Raw genomic sequence first — 15,697 nt, forward strand, 5'->3', positions numbered from 1 at the left:
GGGCGGCCCCCTGGGGCTCTTGTCTGACGCGGAGTGTCGTTCCGCCGTCATGCGTGACGCTTCACCAAAACCGGGCTTTTCCTGAAAGCCTCTCTATACTCTGCGCCGCCAAGGGGGTTCACCATCGTATGAGCAGCAAGCGCCGCATCCTCGGGATGATTCTCGCGGGGGGACAGGGCACGCGCCTGGCTCCTCTGACATCGAAGCGCTCGAAGCCCGCCGTTCCCTTCGGGTCGAAGTTCCGCATCATCGACTTCGCGTTGAGCAACTTCCTCAACTCGGGCGTCTACTCCATCTATGTGCTGACGCAGTTCAAGGCGCAGTCACTCACCGAGCACATCCAGCGCGGCTGGCGCTTCGGCTCGGGCCTGCTGGCCGACTACTTCATCACGCTGGCGCCGGCGCAGATGTACCGCTACGAGGAGTTGGGCAACGTCTGGTACCGCGGCACGGCGGACGCCATCTACCAAAACCTCCACCTGGTGGAGAACTACCGCGCCGACGACGTGGCCATCTTCTCCGGCGACCACATCTACAAGATGAACGTGGCGCACATGCTGGAGCAGCACGAGGCCCAGCGCGCGGACATCACCATCGCCGCCTACCCCACGCCGGTGGCGGAGGCCTCGCGCTTCGGCGTCATGCAGGTGGACGAGCGCGGCCGCGTCATCGAGTTCCAGGAGAAGCCCAAGGAGCCCAAGTCCATGCCGGGCAAGCCGGGCCTGGCCCTGTGCAGCATGGGCAACTACATCTTCAGCCGCCGCGTGCTCACGGAACTGCTCGAGGTGGACGCGCGCACCGAGGGCTCGCAGCACGACTTCGGCAAGGACGTGCTGCCCCGCGCGCTGCGCGACGGCTACCACATCCAGGCGTATGACTTTCACTCCAACCCCATCCCCGGGCAGGACAGGGCCAACACCTACTGGAAGGACGTGGGGACGCTGGAGGCGTACCACGAGGCCTCCATGGACCTGGTCTCCGTCAACCCGGAGTTCGACGTCTTCAACCCGCAGTGGCCGCTGCGCACCGCCGTCGAGTACAGCCCGCCAGCCAAGTTCGTCCACGAGGCGGGCGAGCGCGTGGGCCGCGCCCTCAACTCCATGGTGGCCGGCGGCTGCATCATCTCCGGCGGCACGGTGCGCGAGAGCATCCTCTTCCGCCGCGTGCGCGTGAACTCGTACGCGCTGGTGGAGCGCTCCGTCATCTTCGATGAGGTGGACGTCGGCCGGCACGCCAAAATCCGCAACGCCATCATCGACAAGGACGTGCGCGTGCCGCCCAACACGAAGATTGGCTACGACCTGGCGCAGGACAAGGCGCGCGGCTTCACCCTCACGGACAGCGGCATCGTCGTGGTGCCCAAGGGCTACCGCTTCGAGTGAGCCGGCTCACACGAGCGCATCCAGCTCCTCGAGCAGCCGGTCCACATCCGCCTCTGTGTTGTAGAGGTGCGGGGACACGCGGATGCTGTCCCCGCGCACGCTCACGAAGACCTTGCGCGCCGCCAGCTTCGCCGCCACCTCCGGCGCGTAGCCGCCCCGGCGCTTGAGGCCCACCAGGTGCCCCGCCCGCAGCGGCTCGGGCGGCACCTCCAGGTGGAGCGCCCTGGCGCCCTTCGTCACCCGCTCCGTCAGCGCGCGCAGCGTCTCCTGAATGTCCGCGGCGCCCCACGCGAGCAACTGGCGCAGCGCCTCCATCGCCATGGGCACCAGCACGAAGTTGCTGCGCTCGCCCACGTCGAAGCGCCGGGCCCCCGGCTGGAAGTCGTCCCGGTAGTCCACCAGCCGCGAGAAGTCCTCGCTGCCCCCGCGCAACAGCCAGTTGTGCTCAATGGGCCGGCCCTCGCGGAAGCGCGGCGCCACGTAGAGGAAGCCCTGGCTGTAGGGCCCCATCAACCACTTGTAGCCCGCCGCCACCAGGAAGTCCGGCCGCACCTCCGCCACGTTCAACGGCAGCGCGCCGAGCGACTGCGTCCCATCCACCGCCAGCGCCGCCCCTACCTCGCGCGCCCGCGCTCCCACCCGCACCAGGTCCACCAGGCCTCCGTCCGTCCAGTGGCAGTGCGGCACCGCCACCAGCGCCGTGCGCTCGTCCAGCTCCGCGAGCAGCGCGCGCGTCCAGTCCCCATCCTCGGGCCTGCGCACGGCGACAACCTGTCCCCCCGAGCGCTCCGCCAGCTCACGCCACGGGTACACGTTGGAGGGAAACTCCTCGGCCAGCACCAGCAGCCGCTGGCCCACGCGCACCGGCACGTTGGCCGCCGCCACCGCCAGCCCGTAGCTCACCGAGGGCACCAGCGCCACGCCCTCCACGTCCCCGCCCACCAGCCGCGCGAAGGAGCCTCGCAGCGCCTCCGACTCGGTGAAGAAGTCCTCGGGCCGCACCTGCCACGGCCTCGCCTTGCGCATCACTGCTTCCTTCCCCGCCTCCGTCACCGCGTGCAGCTGCGGGGACATGTACGCGCAGTTGAGCCATGTGACGTCGTCGGGCAAGTCGAAGAGGTGTCGCTGGGTGGGGAGAATCATGGGTGCGCGAGCATATCGTGCACCCCGGGCGGTAACTCCACCGTGAAGGTCGAGCCTCGGCCCGGCTCGCTCTCCACCTGGATGGAGCCCCCCAGCGCATGGACGATCTGCTGCGTGATGTGGAGCCCCAGGCCCAGCCCGCCATAGTGGCGCTCGGACACGGCGCGCTCGAACTTGCCGAAGATGCGCGAGCGGTGCTCCGGCGCGATGCCGATGCCCTCGTCCCGCACCGACAGCCGCGCCACGCCCCCCTCCATCCAGACGCGCACGTGCACGGGCCGGCCCGCTCCGTACTTGAACGCGTTGGTCAACAGGTTGGTCACCACCTGCTCCAGCCGCACCCGATCCCAGCAACCCACCACGGGCGGCCCGGCCCACAGCTCCACCCCACAGTGCGCGCGCGCGGCCTCGTCCGAGAACTGAGCGATCACCTCCCGCGCGATCGTCACCAGGTCCACCTGCTCCAGGTGCAGCGGGAGCCGACCCTGCGCCAGCCGCGACACGTCCAGCAAATCATTCACCAGGCTCGACAGCTTGCGTACCTGGGCCTCGCAGATCCGCGCGGCCCGGAGCACGCGCTCGGGCTCCACGGCCCGGCCCTCCTCCCGCGACTCGACCACCCGCCGCAGCCCCTGGAGCTGCAACCGCAGCGGCGTGAGCGGCGTCTTCAGCTCGTGCGAGGCCACCGCGAGGAACTCGTCGCGCAGGCGCACCGCGCGCTGCGACTCCATGAAGAGGCGCGCGCTCTCCAACGCCGCCGCCACGCGGTGCGCCAACTCCTGTCCCATGGAGATGTCCTCCCGACCATAGCGCTGCTGCGGCGAGCAGGAGCCCAGGGTGACGAGTCCCAGGGTCCGCTCATGCGAGCGCACCGGCACCACCAACACCGAGCACGCCTCTTGCGCCATGCCCTCCATCTCGGGAGCGGCTCCCGCGGCCAGGTGCCGCCACGTCTCCACGCCGAAGTCCGAGAAGAGCAACGGCTCGCCCGCGTGCATCGCGTCCAGCAACGGCCCCCCCGACTCCCTCAGCGGAGGCAACGGCCACCCCCGCCACAGCCGCTCCTCGCGCTCCCCATCCCGGTGGGCCACGGCCGCCCGGCGCAGGAGCCCCTCGGGCGTGGCCAGGTCGATGACACACCAGGAGGCCACCGAGAGGCTCGCGAGACACGCCACGTGTTGGAGCGTGGCATCGGACACCTCCAGCGACTGGCCCAGGATGTAGCTGGCCGTGGCGAGGAAGCGCAGCGCCCCTTCCGCCCGCTTGAGGTCCGACAGGTCCAACACGAAGGTGATGACGCGCTCCTGCTCCTCCACCCAGGCCGCGCCCGTCAGCACCGGCACGCGGCTGCCATCCCCACGCAGCAGCTCCGCCTCGAAGGTGGGAGACGCGCCGCGCGTCCACAGCTCGTGTAGCGCGCGCTCAAGCGATGCCTCCCCTCGAGGCAACAGATTCCGCCAGTGCAGGAGGCCCCGCCGCACCTCCTCCCGGTCGTGGCCAACCAGCGAGAGGAAGGCGTCGTTGGCATCGAGCAGGAGGCCGTCCTTGTCGCAGAAGGACAGCCCCATCAGGTCGGACTCCATGATGCGGCGGAACACACACTCGCCCTCGCGCAGGGCCTGCTCCATCCGCAGCCGCTCGGTGATGTCCTCGAGGACGGTGACCGCGGCCGTCACCCGGCCCTCGGCGTCGCGCACCGGCCCGGCGCTCATCTCGAGTGTGAGCGGAGGGCCACCGTTACCAGGAAGTTCCGCGACCTCGCCGTGCACCACCTCTCCTCCGAGGGCACGAACCAGGGGCCACTCGTGAGGGAGATAGGGCCGCCCATCCGGGTGAAACCCGCGGATGGTCGAGTACTCCTCCAGGGGCCAATCCGGAGGCACGTGCCCTCTGCCGAGTCTCCGCACCTGCTCATTGGCCATGACCATCCGCCCACTCGGGGCCACGGCCAGCAGGACGCCCTGCGGCAGTTGCTGGAGCACCGATTCCAGCAGGCGGCGGTGCGCCTCGGTCTCGGCCCGCGCCCGTTCCGCCTCCTCGCGCAGCTCGCGCTCGCGCGCATACAAGCGGGCGCGCTCCAACGCCTGCGCGCACTGCTTGGAGATGAGGCAGGCGAAGTCCTTGTCCTCCTCCCTGAAGCCATGCCCCAACGGGAAGCCGACCGCCAGCACGCCCACCAGCCGGTGCTCCGCGTGGAGCGGCAGGAACGCCCACGCGCCCTTCTGGCTCAGCGGAACATCGTCGAGGGGAGGGTAGAGCCGGCGGAAGTCATCCAGCGACTCGACCCAGACGGGCTTCTCCGTGAGCGCCGCCTGCGCGATGGGCACGGGCTCATCCACTCGCAGCAGGGTCCAGCGCTTGAAGACCGCCGGGGGCAACCCCATCACCTGGACGAAGCGCAGCACCCCCGGCTCCTCGAGAAGATAGATGCACGCCTCGCATGCCCCCATGGCGGGCCCGGCCTGCTGGATGATGACCCTGGCCACCTGTTCGGGCGTGAGCGCCTGCGACAGCTCGCTCGTCACCTTCTGCAGGCGCAGCAGCCGCTCCATTGCTTGCCGTGCCACCCGCTGCCGCATCTCACTCATCGGCCTCCGGAGTCAGGAACACTCCCTCCGGTTCAACAACACCCGGGCCATTTGCTCCTCCTGCCCCATGGAACAAGGCGGGCGTTGGAGAGCACGCCACGTCCCACGCCTGCTGGTTCATCACGGAGGGTTATCGATGGCCGATGGGCTTGTTCCACGTCGAGAACGACGTGCCCTGGTAAGTCGAGACATCTCACTTCACTGGGGGGAAACGATGAAGGCGCGGTTGATTCACGGCACAGCGGGCATCCTGTTCGATGCGCTCGCACTCATGTACGGAGGCCTGGCGGCATTCCTGGCCTTCTATGCCTACTACGAGGGTACCCAGGAGCAGTTCTGGTTTTACAGGCTGACGCTCTCGACACTTCCCGTGACCCTGGTCGCGCTCTTCTCCACGCTCCTGCCTCACGGCAGCACTTCACGCAGCTGGATTCGCTTCGCACTATTCGAAGCCATGTCGCTGTGGTTGCTCGTGATCGAAGCCGAGTACAACTGGCGAATCGGATTCTTCGATGGCGTGGTGAATCTACTCCTCACGCTGTTGGTGGACACAGCCGCCTACTGGATGGTGCTGAACGTCAGTCAGGCCTTGCGACAGCAGAAGAGGCTGACGTGAAGTCACCTCCGCGAGTGCTCACAGGAGGGAGGCCGAGGCGTAGCCGCTGAAGAGCTCGCTGGTGAGGCGCGCGCGCTGTCCACCCTCGGCCTTGCGGATGTAGTCGTTGAGAACGCGTCCGCTCTGGGTGTGCTTCGAGGGAATGCGCAGGTTCATCCGCGCGCGCTTCACGCCACTGCCCCCGCGGTGCACGAAGACGACGGTGCCGTCGCGCTCCACCGACTCAATGACGCCCACGTGCGTCAGCCCGTCGTTGCGCACGCCATCCCGGTTGCGGTCGTACGTCTCGCGGAAGAAGATGAGGTCGCCGGGCTTCGGCGTGCGACGGTGAAGCGCACCCGAGCGCTGCGCACGCCGGTGGATGGCGCTCACCGCGTTCTCCCCAGGCAGAGTGCCCTGCGACAGCAACTCGATGCCCACGGACTTGTAGGCCGCACGCGCCAGCCCGGAGCAGTCATCGGGGACACGGTGCGTGGCCAGCGAGGTGCCCACGAGACTGCCCGCGCGGCGAGCCACGCGCCGTCCGCGAGTGAGCCGGACGGAGGGCCGCTTCTTCTTCGAGGACGTGGCCTTCACAACTGCCGTGGAGCCGCGTGAACGTTGGACCTTGGTGCCGCCCGAGGCCTTCTTCGCCTTCGCCACGGGCCTCACCGATTCACGCGGTGCGGCAAAGGCCGGAGCCGAGCCGAGCACCGTGAGCATCAAGGGGAGCAGGAGCTTGCGAAGCATCATCCGAGCAGACGAGCGTAACGCCCCGCGCATTCACCGGCGACCTTTCGGCCGCCGGCTCCCCCCTGCTCGCCTGTCCACCTGCCTGCGGCCCCCAAGGCCCACATCAGCACCATGCCACTCACGCCGGCCCGAGAGGGGTTACGCGCGCAGACGTCGCAACACCTGGACCGGGAAGCGGAGCAGCCTCGACTCCACTACGTCCACCCGGTCCGCCAGCAGCAGCAACATCACGTGCCGCACCAGGTGCTCCGGCATCCCATAGGCCACCCGCCGCAGCACCCCGCTCAGTCCCTTCGGCGGTATCGCCGTGCTGAACGCGGGCGTCAATTCCTCCAGCTCCGCCCGCTTCAACACCGGGACGCTCGGCGTCGGCTGGCGCTCCGGCTTCTCCCAGTGCGCCCCCCCGCGCACCCGTGGCTTCAACAGCATGGGCACCCCGGGCCTGTTGTTCGGGTCCCCATCCACACCCCAGCCAGGAATCTGTCTGTGCTTCTGCTCAGAGGTCCTCTGCTCGGCCATGTCCTGTCTCCTCACGCATGCCCGTGCGGCAGCAGCACGCACTTGATGCACCCATCCTGCTTCTTCTCGAAGAGCTCGTACGCCCGCGAAATCTCCGCCAGCGGGAAGCGGTGCGTGATGATGCCCTTGGCGTCGATGCGTCCCGCGCGGATGTGCTCCAGCAGGTGCGGCATGTAGCGCTTCACGTTGCACTGGTTCATCCGGAACGTCAGGCCCTTGTTCATCGCCGTGCCAATGGCCACCAGGTTCCACGGCGGCCCGTACACGCCGATGATGGAGAGGGTGCCGCCCTTGCGCGCCGCCTGGATGCACCAGTTGATGGCCGTGGGCGAGCCCGCCTCCATCTTCAGCTTCACGCCCAGCACGCTGTGCAGCGTCGAGCCCTCGGCCTCCATGCCCACCGCGTCGATGCACACGTCCGGCCCGCGCCCCTCCGTCATCTCCTTCAAGGCGGGGATGACGTCCGTCTCCTTGAAGTTGAGCGTCTCCACCTGCGCGTACCTGCGCGCGAAGTCCAGCCGGTACGCCACATGGTCCACCGCGATGACGCGCCCCGCGCCCAGCAGCCACGCCGACTTCATCGCGAACAGGCCCACCGGGCCCGCGCCGAACACCACCACCGTGTCCCCGGGCTGGATGTTGCCCATCTCCGCCCCCTGGTAGCCCGTGGGCAGGATGTCGCTCAGGAAGAGCACCTCCTCCTCTTCCATGTCGTCGGGAATCTTCATCGGCCCCACGTCCGCGAAGGGCACGCGCACGTACTGCGCCTGTCCGCCCTCGTAGCCGCCCGTGGTGTGCGAATACCCATACACGCCCGAGGCCAGGTCACTGCTCGGGTTGGTGCTCTCGCAGTTCGCGAACAGCCCGCGCTTGCAATAGAAGCAGCTGCCGCACGAGATGTTGAACGGCACCACCACCCGGTCCCCCGGCTTCAGCGAGCGCACCGAGGGGCCCACCTCCTCCACCACACCGGCGAACTCGTGGCCGAACGTGCAGCCCACCCGCGTGTCCGTCACCAGCCCGTGCAGCAGGTGCAGGTCCGAACCGCAGATGGCCGAGCGCGTCACCCGGATGATCGCATCGTTGGGATGCTGGATGACCGGGTCCGGCTTCGTCCCCACCCTCACGCGGTAGGGTCCCTCGTACACCATGGCTTGCATTGTCCACTCCCCTCCTGGGTGTCGCGCCGCCCCCGCGGCGCGAGTGTTGACACCTCAAGTCCCCTTGGCTCGCGCTAGCTCTTGTGCGGCTTGAGCTGCTCCACCATGGCCTTGATGGATTGCGAGACGACGCCGGCCGCCTTCTCGTCTCCCTTGAAGAGAGCCTCGGCGAAGTGCTTCGCCTGCTCCAGGGTGATGTGCGGCGGCAGCGGCGGCACGTCTGGGTCCACATACGCCTCGAGCACCACGGGCCGGTTCGCGCTCAGCGCCTCGTCCCAGGCGCGAGCAATCTGCTCCGGCTTGTCCACGCGGATGCCCCGCAGGCCGATGGACTCGGCGTAGCGCGCGTAGGGGAAGTCCGGCAGGTCCTGCGACGCCGGGAACTTCGGGTCCCCCGCCAGCACGCGCTGCTCCCACGTCACCATGTTCAGGTCCCGGTTGTTGAGCACCAGGATGATGAACCGCGGGTCCTTCCACTCCTTCCAGTACTTCGCGACGGTGACGAGCTCCGCGTTGCCATTCATCTGCATGGCGCCGTCACCCACCAGGGCGATGACGGGCCGCTCGGGGTAGGCGAACTTGGCGCCAATGGCATACGGCACGCCGCAGCCCATGGTGGCCAGGTTGCCCGACAGCGATGCCATCATCCCCTTGCGAATCTTCAGGTCGCGCGCGAACCAGTTGGCCGCCGAGCCCGAGTCCGCCGCGAGAATCACCCCGTCCGGCAGCTTCGGCGACAGCTCCCAGACGACGCGCTGCGGGTTGATGGGGTTGGCCTCCTTCATGGCCTGCCCCTCCGCCACCTTCCACCACTGGCGCACGTTCTTCTCGATGGAGTCGCGCCAGCTCCGGTCCTCCTTCCGCTTGAGCAACGGAATGAGCGCGCGCAGCGTCTCCTGGGAGTCGCCCGTGAGCGGCACCTCCATGGGGTAGCGGATGGCGAGCATGCGCCCGTCCAAGTCAATTTGCACACCGCGCGCCAGGCCCTCGGGCGGGAGGAACTCCGAGTAGGGGAAGCTGGTCCCCACCATGAGCAGGGTGTCGCAGCCCATCATCATGTCCCAGCTTGGCTTGGTGCCCAGCAGACCGATGGAGCCCGTGACGAAGGGCAGCTCGTCCGGCAGCACCGCCTTGCCCAGCAGCGCCTTGGCCACGCCCGCGCCCAGCAGATCCGCCACCTCGATGATTTCGTCCGCCGCGTTCAGCGCCCCGGCGCCCACCAGCATCGCCACCTTCTTGCCCTCGTTGAGCACCTGCGCGGCGCGCCGCAGGTCCTGCTCTTTCGGCACCACGCGCGGCTCGCTGTAGCCCACGCTGGAGTGGATGGAGCCGTGCACCTGGGGGGGCCGCTGGTAGGGCGACTCCTGCACGTCGTTGGGGATGATGATGCACGTCACCGTGCGCTCGGCCCGGGCGATGCGCAGGGCCCTGTCCACCGCGTGGCGGATGGCCGACGGGTGGGAGACCATGACGGTGTACTCGGACGCCACGTCCTTGAAGAGCACCGGCAGGTCCACCTCCTGCTGATAGTGGCCACCCAGCCCCATGCTCTTCTGTTGGCCCACGATGGCCACCACGGGCTGGTGGTCCAGCTTCGCGTCGTAGAGGCCGTTGAGCAGGTGGATGGCGCCCGGACCGGAGGTGGCCAGACACACGCCCGGCTCGCCGGTGAACTTCGCGTGGGCACAGGCCATGAAGGCCGCCATCTCCTCGTGGCGCGCCTGGATGAACTGGAACTCGGAGTTGCGCCCGAGCGCACCGAGGATGCCGTTGATGCCGTCCCCCGGGTAGCCGTAGAGGCGCCGGACACCCCATTGGTTGAGACGGTAGAGCAGGTAATCACTGACGGTTCCGCTCATGGCACGAGTCCTCGGTCGGGGCCGTCGAGAGAGACAGGGAACGACACGGGGAAGGACTCGCACGCGAGAAGCCCGCGTCCGCTCCTTCCCCTGGAGGCACGTCCGGCCCAAGCCGCCCCTCCGCACCGTCCAACCTAGGCACCGGTACGATGCGGGTGAGCCCTGTTCACTCCTGGCCTGTCAGCCCGTTTCGCCCCAGCATCAGCAGGAAGAGGGCTCTCCTGCCCGGCTGCTCCATCTGCCCCCCTGTGCTCGCCAGGGAGGACTTCCACGGCGCCTTGGGTTCCGGACACTCGCGCTCAATGACGCGGACGCCCTGGCATTAGGCATCCAACAGAGACGTTGATGAGGGAGACCTCCCGTGCCTCCCGGGTAGGAGAGGGAGGGGCCCGGCGCGTAGACTCCGGCATCTGGGAGGAGCGAAGACGCCATGTTGCCCTACTTCCCCTTCGAGCAGGACCGCTTCGCGATGACGCTGGGCGTGCGCGCGATGAGGCCCGACGAGCCCCTCATCGAGGTGGACGAGCCCCACTACCGCGAGGAGCTCGCACTCAAGGAGTCCCTGCTCGCCGCCAACCCCCGCGCCCGTTTCCAGGCCGAGCCCGGCACGGAGCCGCACCAGTGGGAGACGGTGACGGAGCTGCTCCCCCTGCTGGCGCGCCAGCACCCCCGGCACTTCACCCTGGAGGTGGAGGGCGAGCAGTGGCGCTGGCGCAACCTGCTGCTCGGCACGGAGACAGTCTTCACGCCGGGCCGGACGGACAGCCTGCCCTTCGCCCCGCTCGACTGGCTTGGGCGGCAGGTGCAGGAGGACCTGTTGTTGATGGACGGCACGCGTGAGGGCCTGCCGATGATTGCCGGGCTCCTGTGCTTCCCTTCCGGCTGGTGTCTTCAGGACAAGATGGGGCGCTCGCTGCTCGACATCCACGCGCCGGTGCCGAACTTCGGCTCGAAGCTGGGGGCCTCCACCGTGCGCCTCATGGAAGGGCTCAAGCCGGGACGCCCCGTCACCCGCGTCAACTGGGCCCTCTCCGTCACCCACCGGTTGGACCTCGAGCCCTGGACGAAGCCCGAGTGGCGACACCTGTTCGACGGCATCACCGCGCACAACGCGGGGGAGCGGTGCTTCCTGCGACTGGAGCGGCAAACGCTCTCGTTGATGCCACGCACGGGCGCCATCCTCTTCACCATCCACACCTACCGCGCCCCTGTGGCCACCGAGGTGGTGGACCCCGCGCGCCGCCGCCGCCTCGCCAACGTGCTGCGCACGGTGCCTCCGGACACGAGCGCCTATAAGGGAATCACCCCGCTCCTCGAGCCGCTCGTGGCCTGGCTGGAAGCAGACGCCAGGTGATGGACGACGTCAAAGGGCTCCTCCAGTGCGCTGAACCGGTTGCGTGTTCGTGTCGAAGCAGTCCGCTGGGCACCCCACGAACGCGGTGAGGAACCGCCGGCGCATGTCCATGTCCGCGGCGAACACCGTCATCCAGATCGACCAGAACCCGTACGCCGTTGCCTGATCGACGATGAGCCTCCGCATGGATTCACTGTCATGGGCCGCCAGACAGGCCCTCGCGCGCTCGGCACGCCCCCATGCTTCGCCGCGATGCTGCCAACGCCGGTCACTCGCCTTCGGGTTCTTCGTCGGCAGCTTGTCGAGTCCGGTGAGGGTGATCGTGCGTTGCGCGACCTTGCGTTGAGCAGCCGTCAGGCCCGGCGCCGGCCTCACGATTCCATCCGCCGCGTAGGCGAATGCACGGGCCGTGTTGTCACGATCGGGCCAGTAGTAGTCTCCCGGGTCGATGGGCTGATCGCCCTTCGTGCTGTTGCAGTTCACGCATGCCAGCAGGAAGTTGTCCCAATCCAGCTCGAGGTCCGGATGATGGAACTTCGGCAGGATGTGCTCGACGGCGAGGCTCGCATGCATCCGGCTCTCGCAGAACGAGCAGTACTCGCCTATCCGGGCGATGAGTTCGCCTCGTGCCATGGCGTATTCCGAGAACGTCCGTGGATTTCCCTCGTCATCCACGGGACAGGCTCCGCGCTCCACCGGCCTCACTCCTCATCTCCTGGAAGCTTCGCCGCGCGCCGCTGCATCTCCAGGAATGCGTGGTACGCGACATCGTCACTGAAAGGAGCGGAGAGCTCATCCATCCGCCGCTTGAGCGCCTCCAGCCGTGCACCCCTGGCCCCCTTGGCCGCCTCGAGCGCCTCATAATACGCACGCGCCGCCGCCATCATCTCCTGGTGCCGGTGACTGCGCTGGGGAACCTCGACCCCCATCACCTCTTCGGTGATGTCCTCGATGCTACGGCTCGGCAGTGTCTCCCTCGCCGGGTCATCGAGGTTGATGAGCTCGTTCTCTCGCAAGGACTGGATGATGAACGGCGAGTGCGTGGTGGCCACGAACTGGAGGGCCGGAAAGACGCTGCGCAGATCGTCCACCACCTCGCGCTGCCAGAGCGGATGCAGGTGCAGATCGATTTCATCGATGAGGACGAGGCCGGGAGTCCTCGACGGAGCCTGCTCACGCAGGTGCGGGTTCAGGGTGGCGGCCCGGTACGCGATATTGCCGACCATGGCGAGGATGTTGCGAACACCATCACTCAGCATCTCGAAGGGAAGCTGCTTGTCCTTGTTTCGGACCACCAGGGACCCGAGACGCAGGTCGTAGAGCACCTCGTCCCAGCCGCGCAAACACTTGCGAATCGCGTGCTTCACCGCGTCGAGCGTTCCGAGCTTCTGGCCTTTCTGGAGCTGAATCAGCTCCATCGTCTTGAACCAGGAGACGAAGCCCTTGAGGTCGGAGGCTGGATCGAGGCAGCCCTGGTACCCTCGGAGTCTGGAGCCGGGCCGCAGGACCCGCGCGCCGGAGCGCTGCGCACGCCGTTGAAGCCAGAGCCGCCCCGTGCCGTAGTACGAGATGAGCGGGAGGATGATCTCCTCTCCCGCCCTCACCTGCTCATTCCAGGTCGTCGCGATCCGGGCAAGCTCACTGGCACCGCCGTGCGTCGTGTGCTTGTTCGGCCCTTCGAGGGTCCGCGACCACTCGAGGGGCGTGTCCTCGATGATTCCATGGCAGGTGATCTTCGCGGGATAGATGGCCTCCAGGCTGGGGACCTCTCCCAACCCATGCGTGACACGGCGTACCTCGTCGCGGTGGATACCCGGAGGCGACGCACCATCGAGACCCAGGAAGATCGCTCCCGCGCCGATGGAGAGCGCATCGAGGATGGCCGTCTTGCCGGTGCCATTGTCGCCGATGAGGACGTTGAATGACGGTGCGAACTCGAACGTGCGGGACGTGAAACCGCGAAAGTTCTGGAGTTCGATGCGCTCGATCCTCATCCACGTTCCTGCCAGGAGGTGCTCGCGAGAGGGGGGGTTGTATCGTCACAGGCGCCGCGGACGCACGCGAATTCCCCGGAGCGTCGGATGAACAGGTCCCCATTGTTGAGGTGACACCAGGGCGGGCCTGCTCACCGGAAAGCCGGGCGAGCCAGCCACAGCTCGCTCAGCCCGAGCAGCACCGCGTCGAAGGGCTCGGCGCGCACCTGCGCGTCTCCCTCGTGCGTTGAGATGAGCAGCCAGCCGGAAGACTCGCGCCGGAAAACCTCCAGCGTTCGTGCGAGTGGGTCGATGAGCCACGCATGCGCCACGCCCTCCCGGTGGTAGAGGGGCAGCTTGCGGGTCCGATCGACCGCTGCCGTGGAGGGCGAGAGCACCTCGCACACCCAGTCCGGAGCGAACGTCACGAAGGGCTCCTCGGGAGATGGGGGCCTGGACATACGCTCTCGGCGCCACCCGGCCAGGTCCGGCACGAGGATGTCCCGGCCGAGGTGCAGCTCCGGCTCGTAGAGGATCCACCACCCACCGGGCCCACCGTCCCCGAGCGAGAAGGAACTGATCAACCTGGCGCTCAACACGGTGGTGGCATGGGCATGCCCCACGGCTGGCCTCGGCGAAGCCACCAGCTCGTCCTCCAGAATCTCCCCCACCCACCCGACCGGCAGGGCCTCGATGTCCTCGTAGGTCGCCGGCTTCTTCCCATTCCCCATCGCCATGCCTCCTGATTGCCCGGCGAGTCGGTCCCCCGCCGTAACCTCTCCAGTCTACCCACCCGTCTGACATCTCAGGTAGGCACGCGTGGAAGAAGGAGCAACGCGCGTCAGGAACTCAGACGATGGCGGCCAGGGGCTCGGGCCCCGCGTCGAGCACCTCGCGCAGCCGCCGCAGGCCGCGCTCCAGTTGCACGCGCGTGCGGGGCGCTCCGATGCACACCCGCACCGCCGCAGGCACCGGCCCCGGCCCCGCGGTGAACAGGTCCGCCGACGTCACCGACACCCCGTTGCGCCGCGCCTGGGCCACGAACTCCTCGCTCCGCCGGCCCTCCGGCAGCCCGAGCCACAGGTGATAGAGCGGCACCGGCGCCTCCCGCTGCACCCCTCGCCCGAGCATCGCGCGCGTCAGGTCCAACCGGTCCGCCACCTCCTGCCGCTGGCGCACCACCAGCTCGTCCGCCGTGCCGTCCTCCACCCAGCGCGCCAGCACCTCCGCCATGAGCGGCGTCGTCATCAGCGAGGCCAGCCCCACCTCCTCCGCCAACCGCTCGCCTCGCGCCCGCGCCGGCGCCACCAGGTACCCGATGCGCAACCCCGGCGTGAGCAGCTTCGACACTCCGGCGATGAAGTAGCTCGCCTCGGGCAGGAACGTGGAGAGCGGCGGGGGCCGCGTCTCCGCCAACAACCCGTACGAGTCGTCCTCCAGCACCACCACCCCATGGCGGCGCGCCACCTCGGCCACCTTGCGGCGCCGCTCCTCCGGCATCACCGCCCCCGTGGGGTTGTGGCACGTGGGCTGGGTATAGAGGATGCGCACCGTGCCATTGCGGCACGCCGCCTCGAACGACTCGGGCACCAGCCCCTGCGCGTCCATGGCCACGCCCTGCAGCCGCAACTGGAAGCGGCGCGCCAGCACCTTGATACCCGGATAGGTGAGCGCCTCGGTGGCGAGCGTGTCCCCGGGCCGGGTGAGTGCCGCCAGCGCCACCTCCATGGCGTGCTGCCCGCCCGCGCACACCACCACCTGCTCCGGCCGCGCTTGCAGTCCAAACCGCGAGGCCCAGGCCGCTCCCGCCGCACGGTGCGCCGTCGTCCCCGCCGCGGGCTGGTACGCGAGCAGCTCCGGCAGCCTCGACGTCCGGCCCAGCTCCTCGAGTGACCGACGGAGCGCCTGACTCGCCGGGTCCCCCTCGGGCGTCGCGGGAGCGTTGATGCCCAGCTCCACCGGAGAGTCGTCGTGGGCCAGCTCCACCGGCGTGGGCATGTGCGCGGGCACCTCGCGGTCCCTCACGAAGGTGCCGCGACCCACCTCACCACTCACCAGTCCCCGCTTCTCGGCCTCGGCGTAGGCCCGCGTCACCGTTCCCACGGTGACGCCCACTCGCTCCGCCAGCTCTCGGTGCGTGGGCAGCCGGGTGCCGGGGGCCAGACGCCCTGCGTCAATGTCCTCGGAGAGCGCGTCTGCGATGGCCCGATAGAGCGGCCCGCTGCGTCCCCGGAGCTCCGGCATCCAACTTGTCATGGTGACAATCGATACACTTGACGGAATACGCCTGCCAACGTAACTGATTGTCTCGATTCTACCCGGGATTGTCACGAAAGATTCCGGAGAGAAGCGCGAGCCACTGGGGAAAGCC

The 15,697-nt window shown here is 68.4% G+C and carries 13 protein-coding genes; 3 read left to right on the forward strand and 10 right to left on the reverse strand.

Annotated elements, in window-relative coordinates:
- Positions 1–128 precede the first annotated feature (128 nt).
- Complete coding sequence (gene glgC / locus F0U60_RS52705) at positions 129–1,382, forward strand: glucose-1-phosphate adenylyltransferase (RefSeq protein WP_395812107.1); 1,254 nt, start codon at positions 129–131, stop codon at positions 1,380–1,382.
- A gap of 6 nt (positions 1,383–1,388) precedes the next feature.
- Here glgC and F0U60_RS52710 read toward each other — a convergent pair whose 3' ends face one another.
- Positions 1,389–2,525, reverse strand: a complete 1,137-nt coding sequence (locus F0U60_RS52710; protein WP_395812108.1) for an aminotransferase class V-fold PLP-dependent enzyme — start codon at positions 2,523–2,525, stop codon at positions 1,389–1,391.
- Positions 2,522–5,113 carry an ATP-binding protein gene (locus F0U60_RS52715; protein WP_395812109.1) on the reverse strand — a complete coding sequence of 864 codons (2,592 nt, stop codon included), beginning with the start codon at positions 5,111–5,113 and terminating at the stop codon, positions 2,522–2,524. The genes F0U60_RS52710 and F0U60_RS52715 overlap by 4 nt, the downstream gene beginning before the upstream one ends.
- Before the next feature lie 214 nt (positions 5,114–5,327).
- Between F0U60_RS52715 and F0U60_RS52720 the strand changes: the two genes are divergently transcribed.
- On the forward strand, positions 5,328–5,729 hold the full coding sequence (locus tag F0U60_RS52720; RefSeq protein WP_395812110.1) for a hypothetical protein: 402 nt from the start codon (positions 5,328–5,330) through the stop codon (positions 5,727–5,729).
- 18 nt (positions 5,730–5,747) lie between these two features.
- On the opposite strand, the gene F0U60_RS52725 is transcribed toward F0U60_RS52720, so the two are convergent.
- The 4 genes from F0U60_RS52725 to F0U60_RS52740 form a co-directional block, all read right to left on the reverse strand.
- Positions 5,748–6,461, reverse strand: coding sequence for an NlpC/P60 family protein (locus F0U60_RS52725; protein WP_395812111.1), 714 nt, complete (start codon positions 6,459–6,461; stop codon positions 5,748–5,750).
- Positions 6,462–6,599: 138 nt separating this feature from the next.
- Positions 6,600–6,980 (reverse strand): hypothetical protein, encoded by a 381-nt coding sequence (locus F0U60_RS52730; protein WP_395812112.1) that lies wholly within the window; start codon positions 6,978–6,980, stop codon positions 6,600–6,602.
- Between the two features lie 11 nt (positions 6,981–6,991).
- Positions 6,992–8,140, reverse strand: a complete 1,149-nt coding sequence (locus tag F0U60_RS52735) for a zinc-dependent alcohol dehydrogenase (protein WP_395812113.1) — start codon at positions 8,138–8,140, stop codon at positions 6,992–6,994.
- Between the two features lie 74 nt (positions 8,141–8,214).
- Positions 8,215–9,999: a thiamine pyrophosphate-requiring protein gene (locus tag F0U60_RS52740; RefSeq protein WP_395812114.1), complete on the reverse strand. Its 1,785-nt coding sequence runs from the start codon at positions 9,997–9,999 to the stop codon at positions 8,215–8,217.
- A 430-nt stretch (positions 10,000–10,429) separates the two neighbouring features.
- Here F0U60_RS52740 and F0U60_RS52745 point away from each other — a divergent pair, with 430 nt between their 5' ends.
- The gene (locus tag F0U60_RS52745; protein WP_395812115.1) at positions 10,430–11,353 is read left to right on the forward strand and encodes a heme-dependent oxidative N-demethylase family protein; all 924 of its coding nucleotides are present in this window, start codon (positions 10,430–10,432) and stop codon (positions 11,351–11,353) included.
- Positions 11,354–11,362: 9 nt separating this feature from the next.
- On the opposite strand, the gene F0U60_RS52750 is transcribed toward F0U60_RS52745, so the two are convergent.
- The 4 genes from F0U60_RS52750 to F0U60_RS52765 all read right to left on the reverse strand — a co-directional run bounded on the left by F0U60_RS52750 (position 11,363) and on the right by F0U60_RS52765 (position 15,582).
- Entirely contained in the window at positions 11,363–11,986 is a 624-nt protein-coding gene (locus F0U60_RS52750) for an HNH endonuclease (RefSeq protein ID WP_395812116.1), read from the reverse strand.
- Between the two features lie 68 nt (positions 11,987–12,054).
- Positions 12,055–13,347, reverse strand: coding sequence for an AAA family ATPase (locus F0U60_RS52755; RefSeq protein WP_395812117.1), 1,293 nt, complete (start codon positions 13,345–13,347; stop codon positions 12,055–12,057).
- A 131-nt stretch (positions 13,348–13,478) separates the two neighbouring features.
- Positions 13,479–14,057, reverse strand: a complete 579-nt coding sequence (locus tag F0U60_RS52760; protein WP_395825855.1) for a Uma2 family endonuclease — start codon at positions 14,055–14,057, stop codon at positions 13,479–13,481.
- A gap of 118 nt (positions 14,058–14,175) precedes the next feature.
- Entirely contained in the window at positions 14,176–15,582 is a 1,407-nt protein-coding gene (locus F0U60_RS52765) for a PLP-dependent aminotransferase family protein (protein WP_395812118.1), read from the reverse strand.
- Between the last annotated feature and the right edge of the window lie 115 nt (positions 15,583–15,697).

Source organism: Archangium minus (assembly GCF_044360475.1).
GTDB lineage: Bacteria > Myxococcota > Myxococcia > Myxococcales > Myxococcaceae > Archangium > Archangium minus.

What these genes read in the sequence shown, in the direction of transcription:
- glgC (WP_395812107.1), top strand. Translation starts at nt 129, where the DNA reads ATGAGCAGCAAGCGCCGCATCCTCGGGATGATTCTCGCGGGGGGACAG.
- F0U60_RS52710 (WP_395812108.1), bottom strand. Translation starts at nt 2,525, where the DNA reads ATGATTCTCCCCACCCAGCGACACCTCTTCGACTTGCCCGACGACGTC.
- F0U60_RS52715 (WP_395812109.1), bottom strand. Translation starts at nt 5,113, where the DNA reads ATGAGTGAGATGCGGCAGCGGGTGGCACGGCAAGCAATGGAGCGGCTG.
- F0U60_RS52720 (WP_395812110.1), top strand. Translation starts at nt 5,328, where the DNA reads ATGAAGGCGCGGTTGATTCACGGCACAGCGGGCATCCTGTTCGATGCG.
- F0U60_RS52725 (WP_395812111.1), bottom strand. Translation starts at nt 6,461, where the DNA reads ATGATGCTTCGCAAGCTCCTGCTCCCCTTGATGCTCACGGTGCTCGGC.
- F0U60_RS52730 (WP_395812112.1), bottom strand. Translation starts at nt 6,980, where the DNA reads ATGGCCGAGCAGAGGACCTCTGAGCAGAAGCACAGACAGATTCCTGGC.
- F0U60_RS52735 (WP_395812113.1), bottom strand. Translation starts at nt 8,140, where the DNA reads ATGCAAGCCATGGTGTACGAGGGACCCTACCGCGTGAGGGTGGGGACG.
- F0U60_RS52740 (WP_395812114.1), bottom strand. Translation starts at nt 9,999, where the DNA reads ATGAGCGGAACCGTCAGTGATTACCTGCTCTACCGTCTCAACCAATGG.
- F0U60_RS52745 (WP_395812115.1), top strand. Translation starts at nt 10,430, where the DNA reads ATGTTGCCCTACTTCCCCTTCGAGCAGGACCGCTTCGCGATGACGCTG.
- F0U60_RS52750 (WP_395812116.1), bottom strand. Translation starts at nt 11,986, where the DNA reads ATGGCACGAGGCGAACTCATCGCCCGGATAGGCGAGTACTGCTCGTTC.
- F0U60_RS52755 (WP_395812117.1), bottom strand. Translation starts at nt 13,347, where the DNA reads ATGAGGATCGAGCGCATCGAACTCCAGAACTTTCGCGGTTTCACGTCC.
- F0U60_RS52760 (WP_395825855.1), bottom strand. Translation starts at nt 14,057, where the DNA reads ATGGGGAATGGGAAGAAGCCGGCGACCTACGAGGACATCGAGGCCCTG.
- F0U60_RS52765 (WP_395812118.1), bottom strand. Translation starts at nt 15,582, where the DNA reads ATGACAAGTTGGATGCCGGAGCTCCGGGGACGCAGCGGGCCGCTCTAT.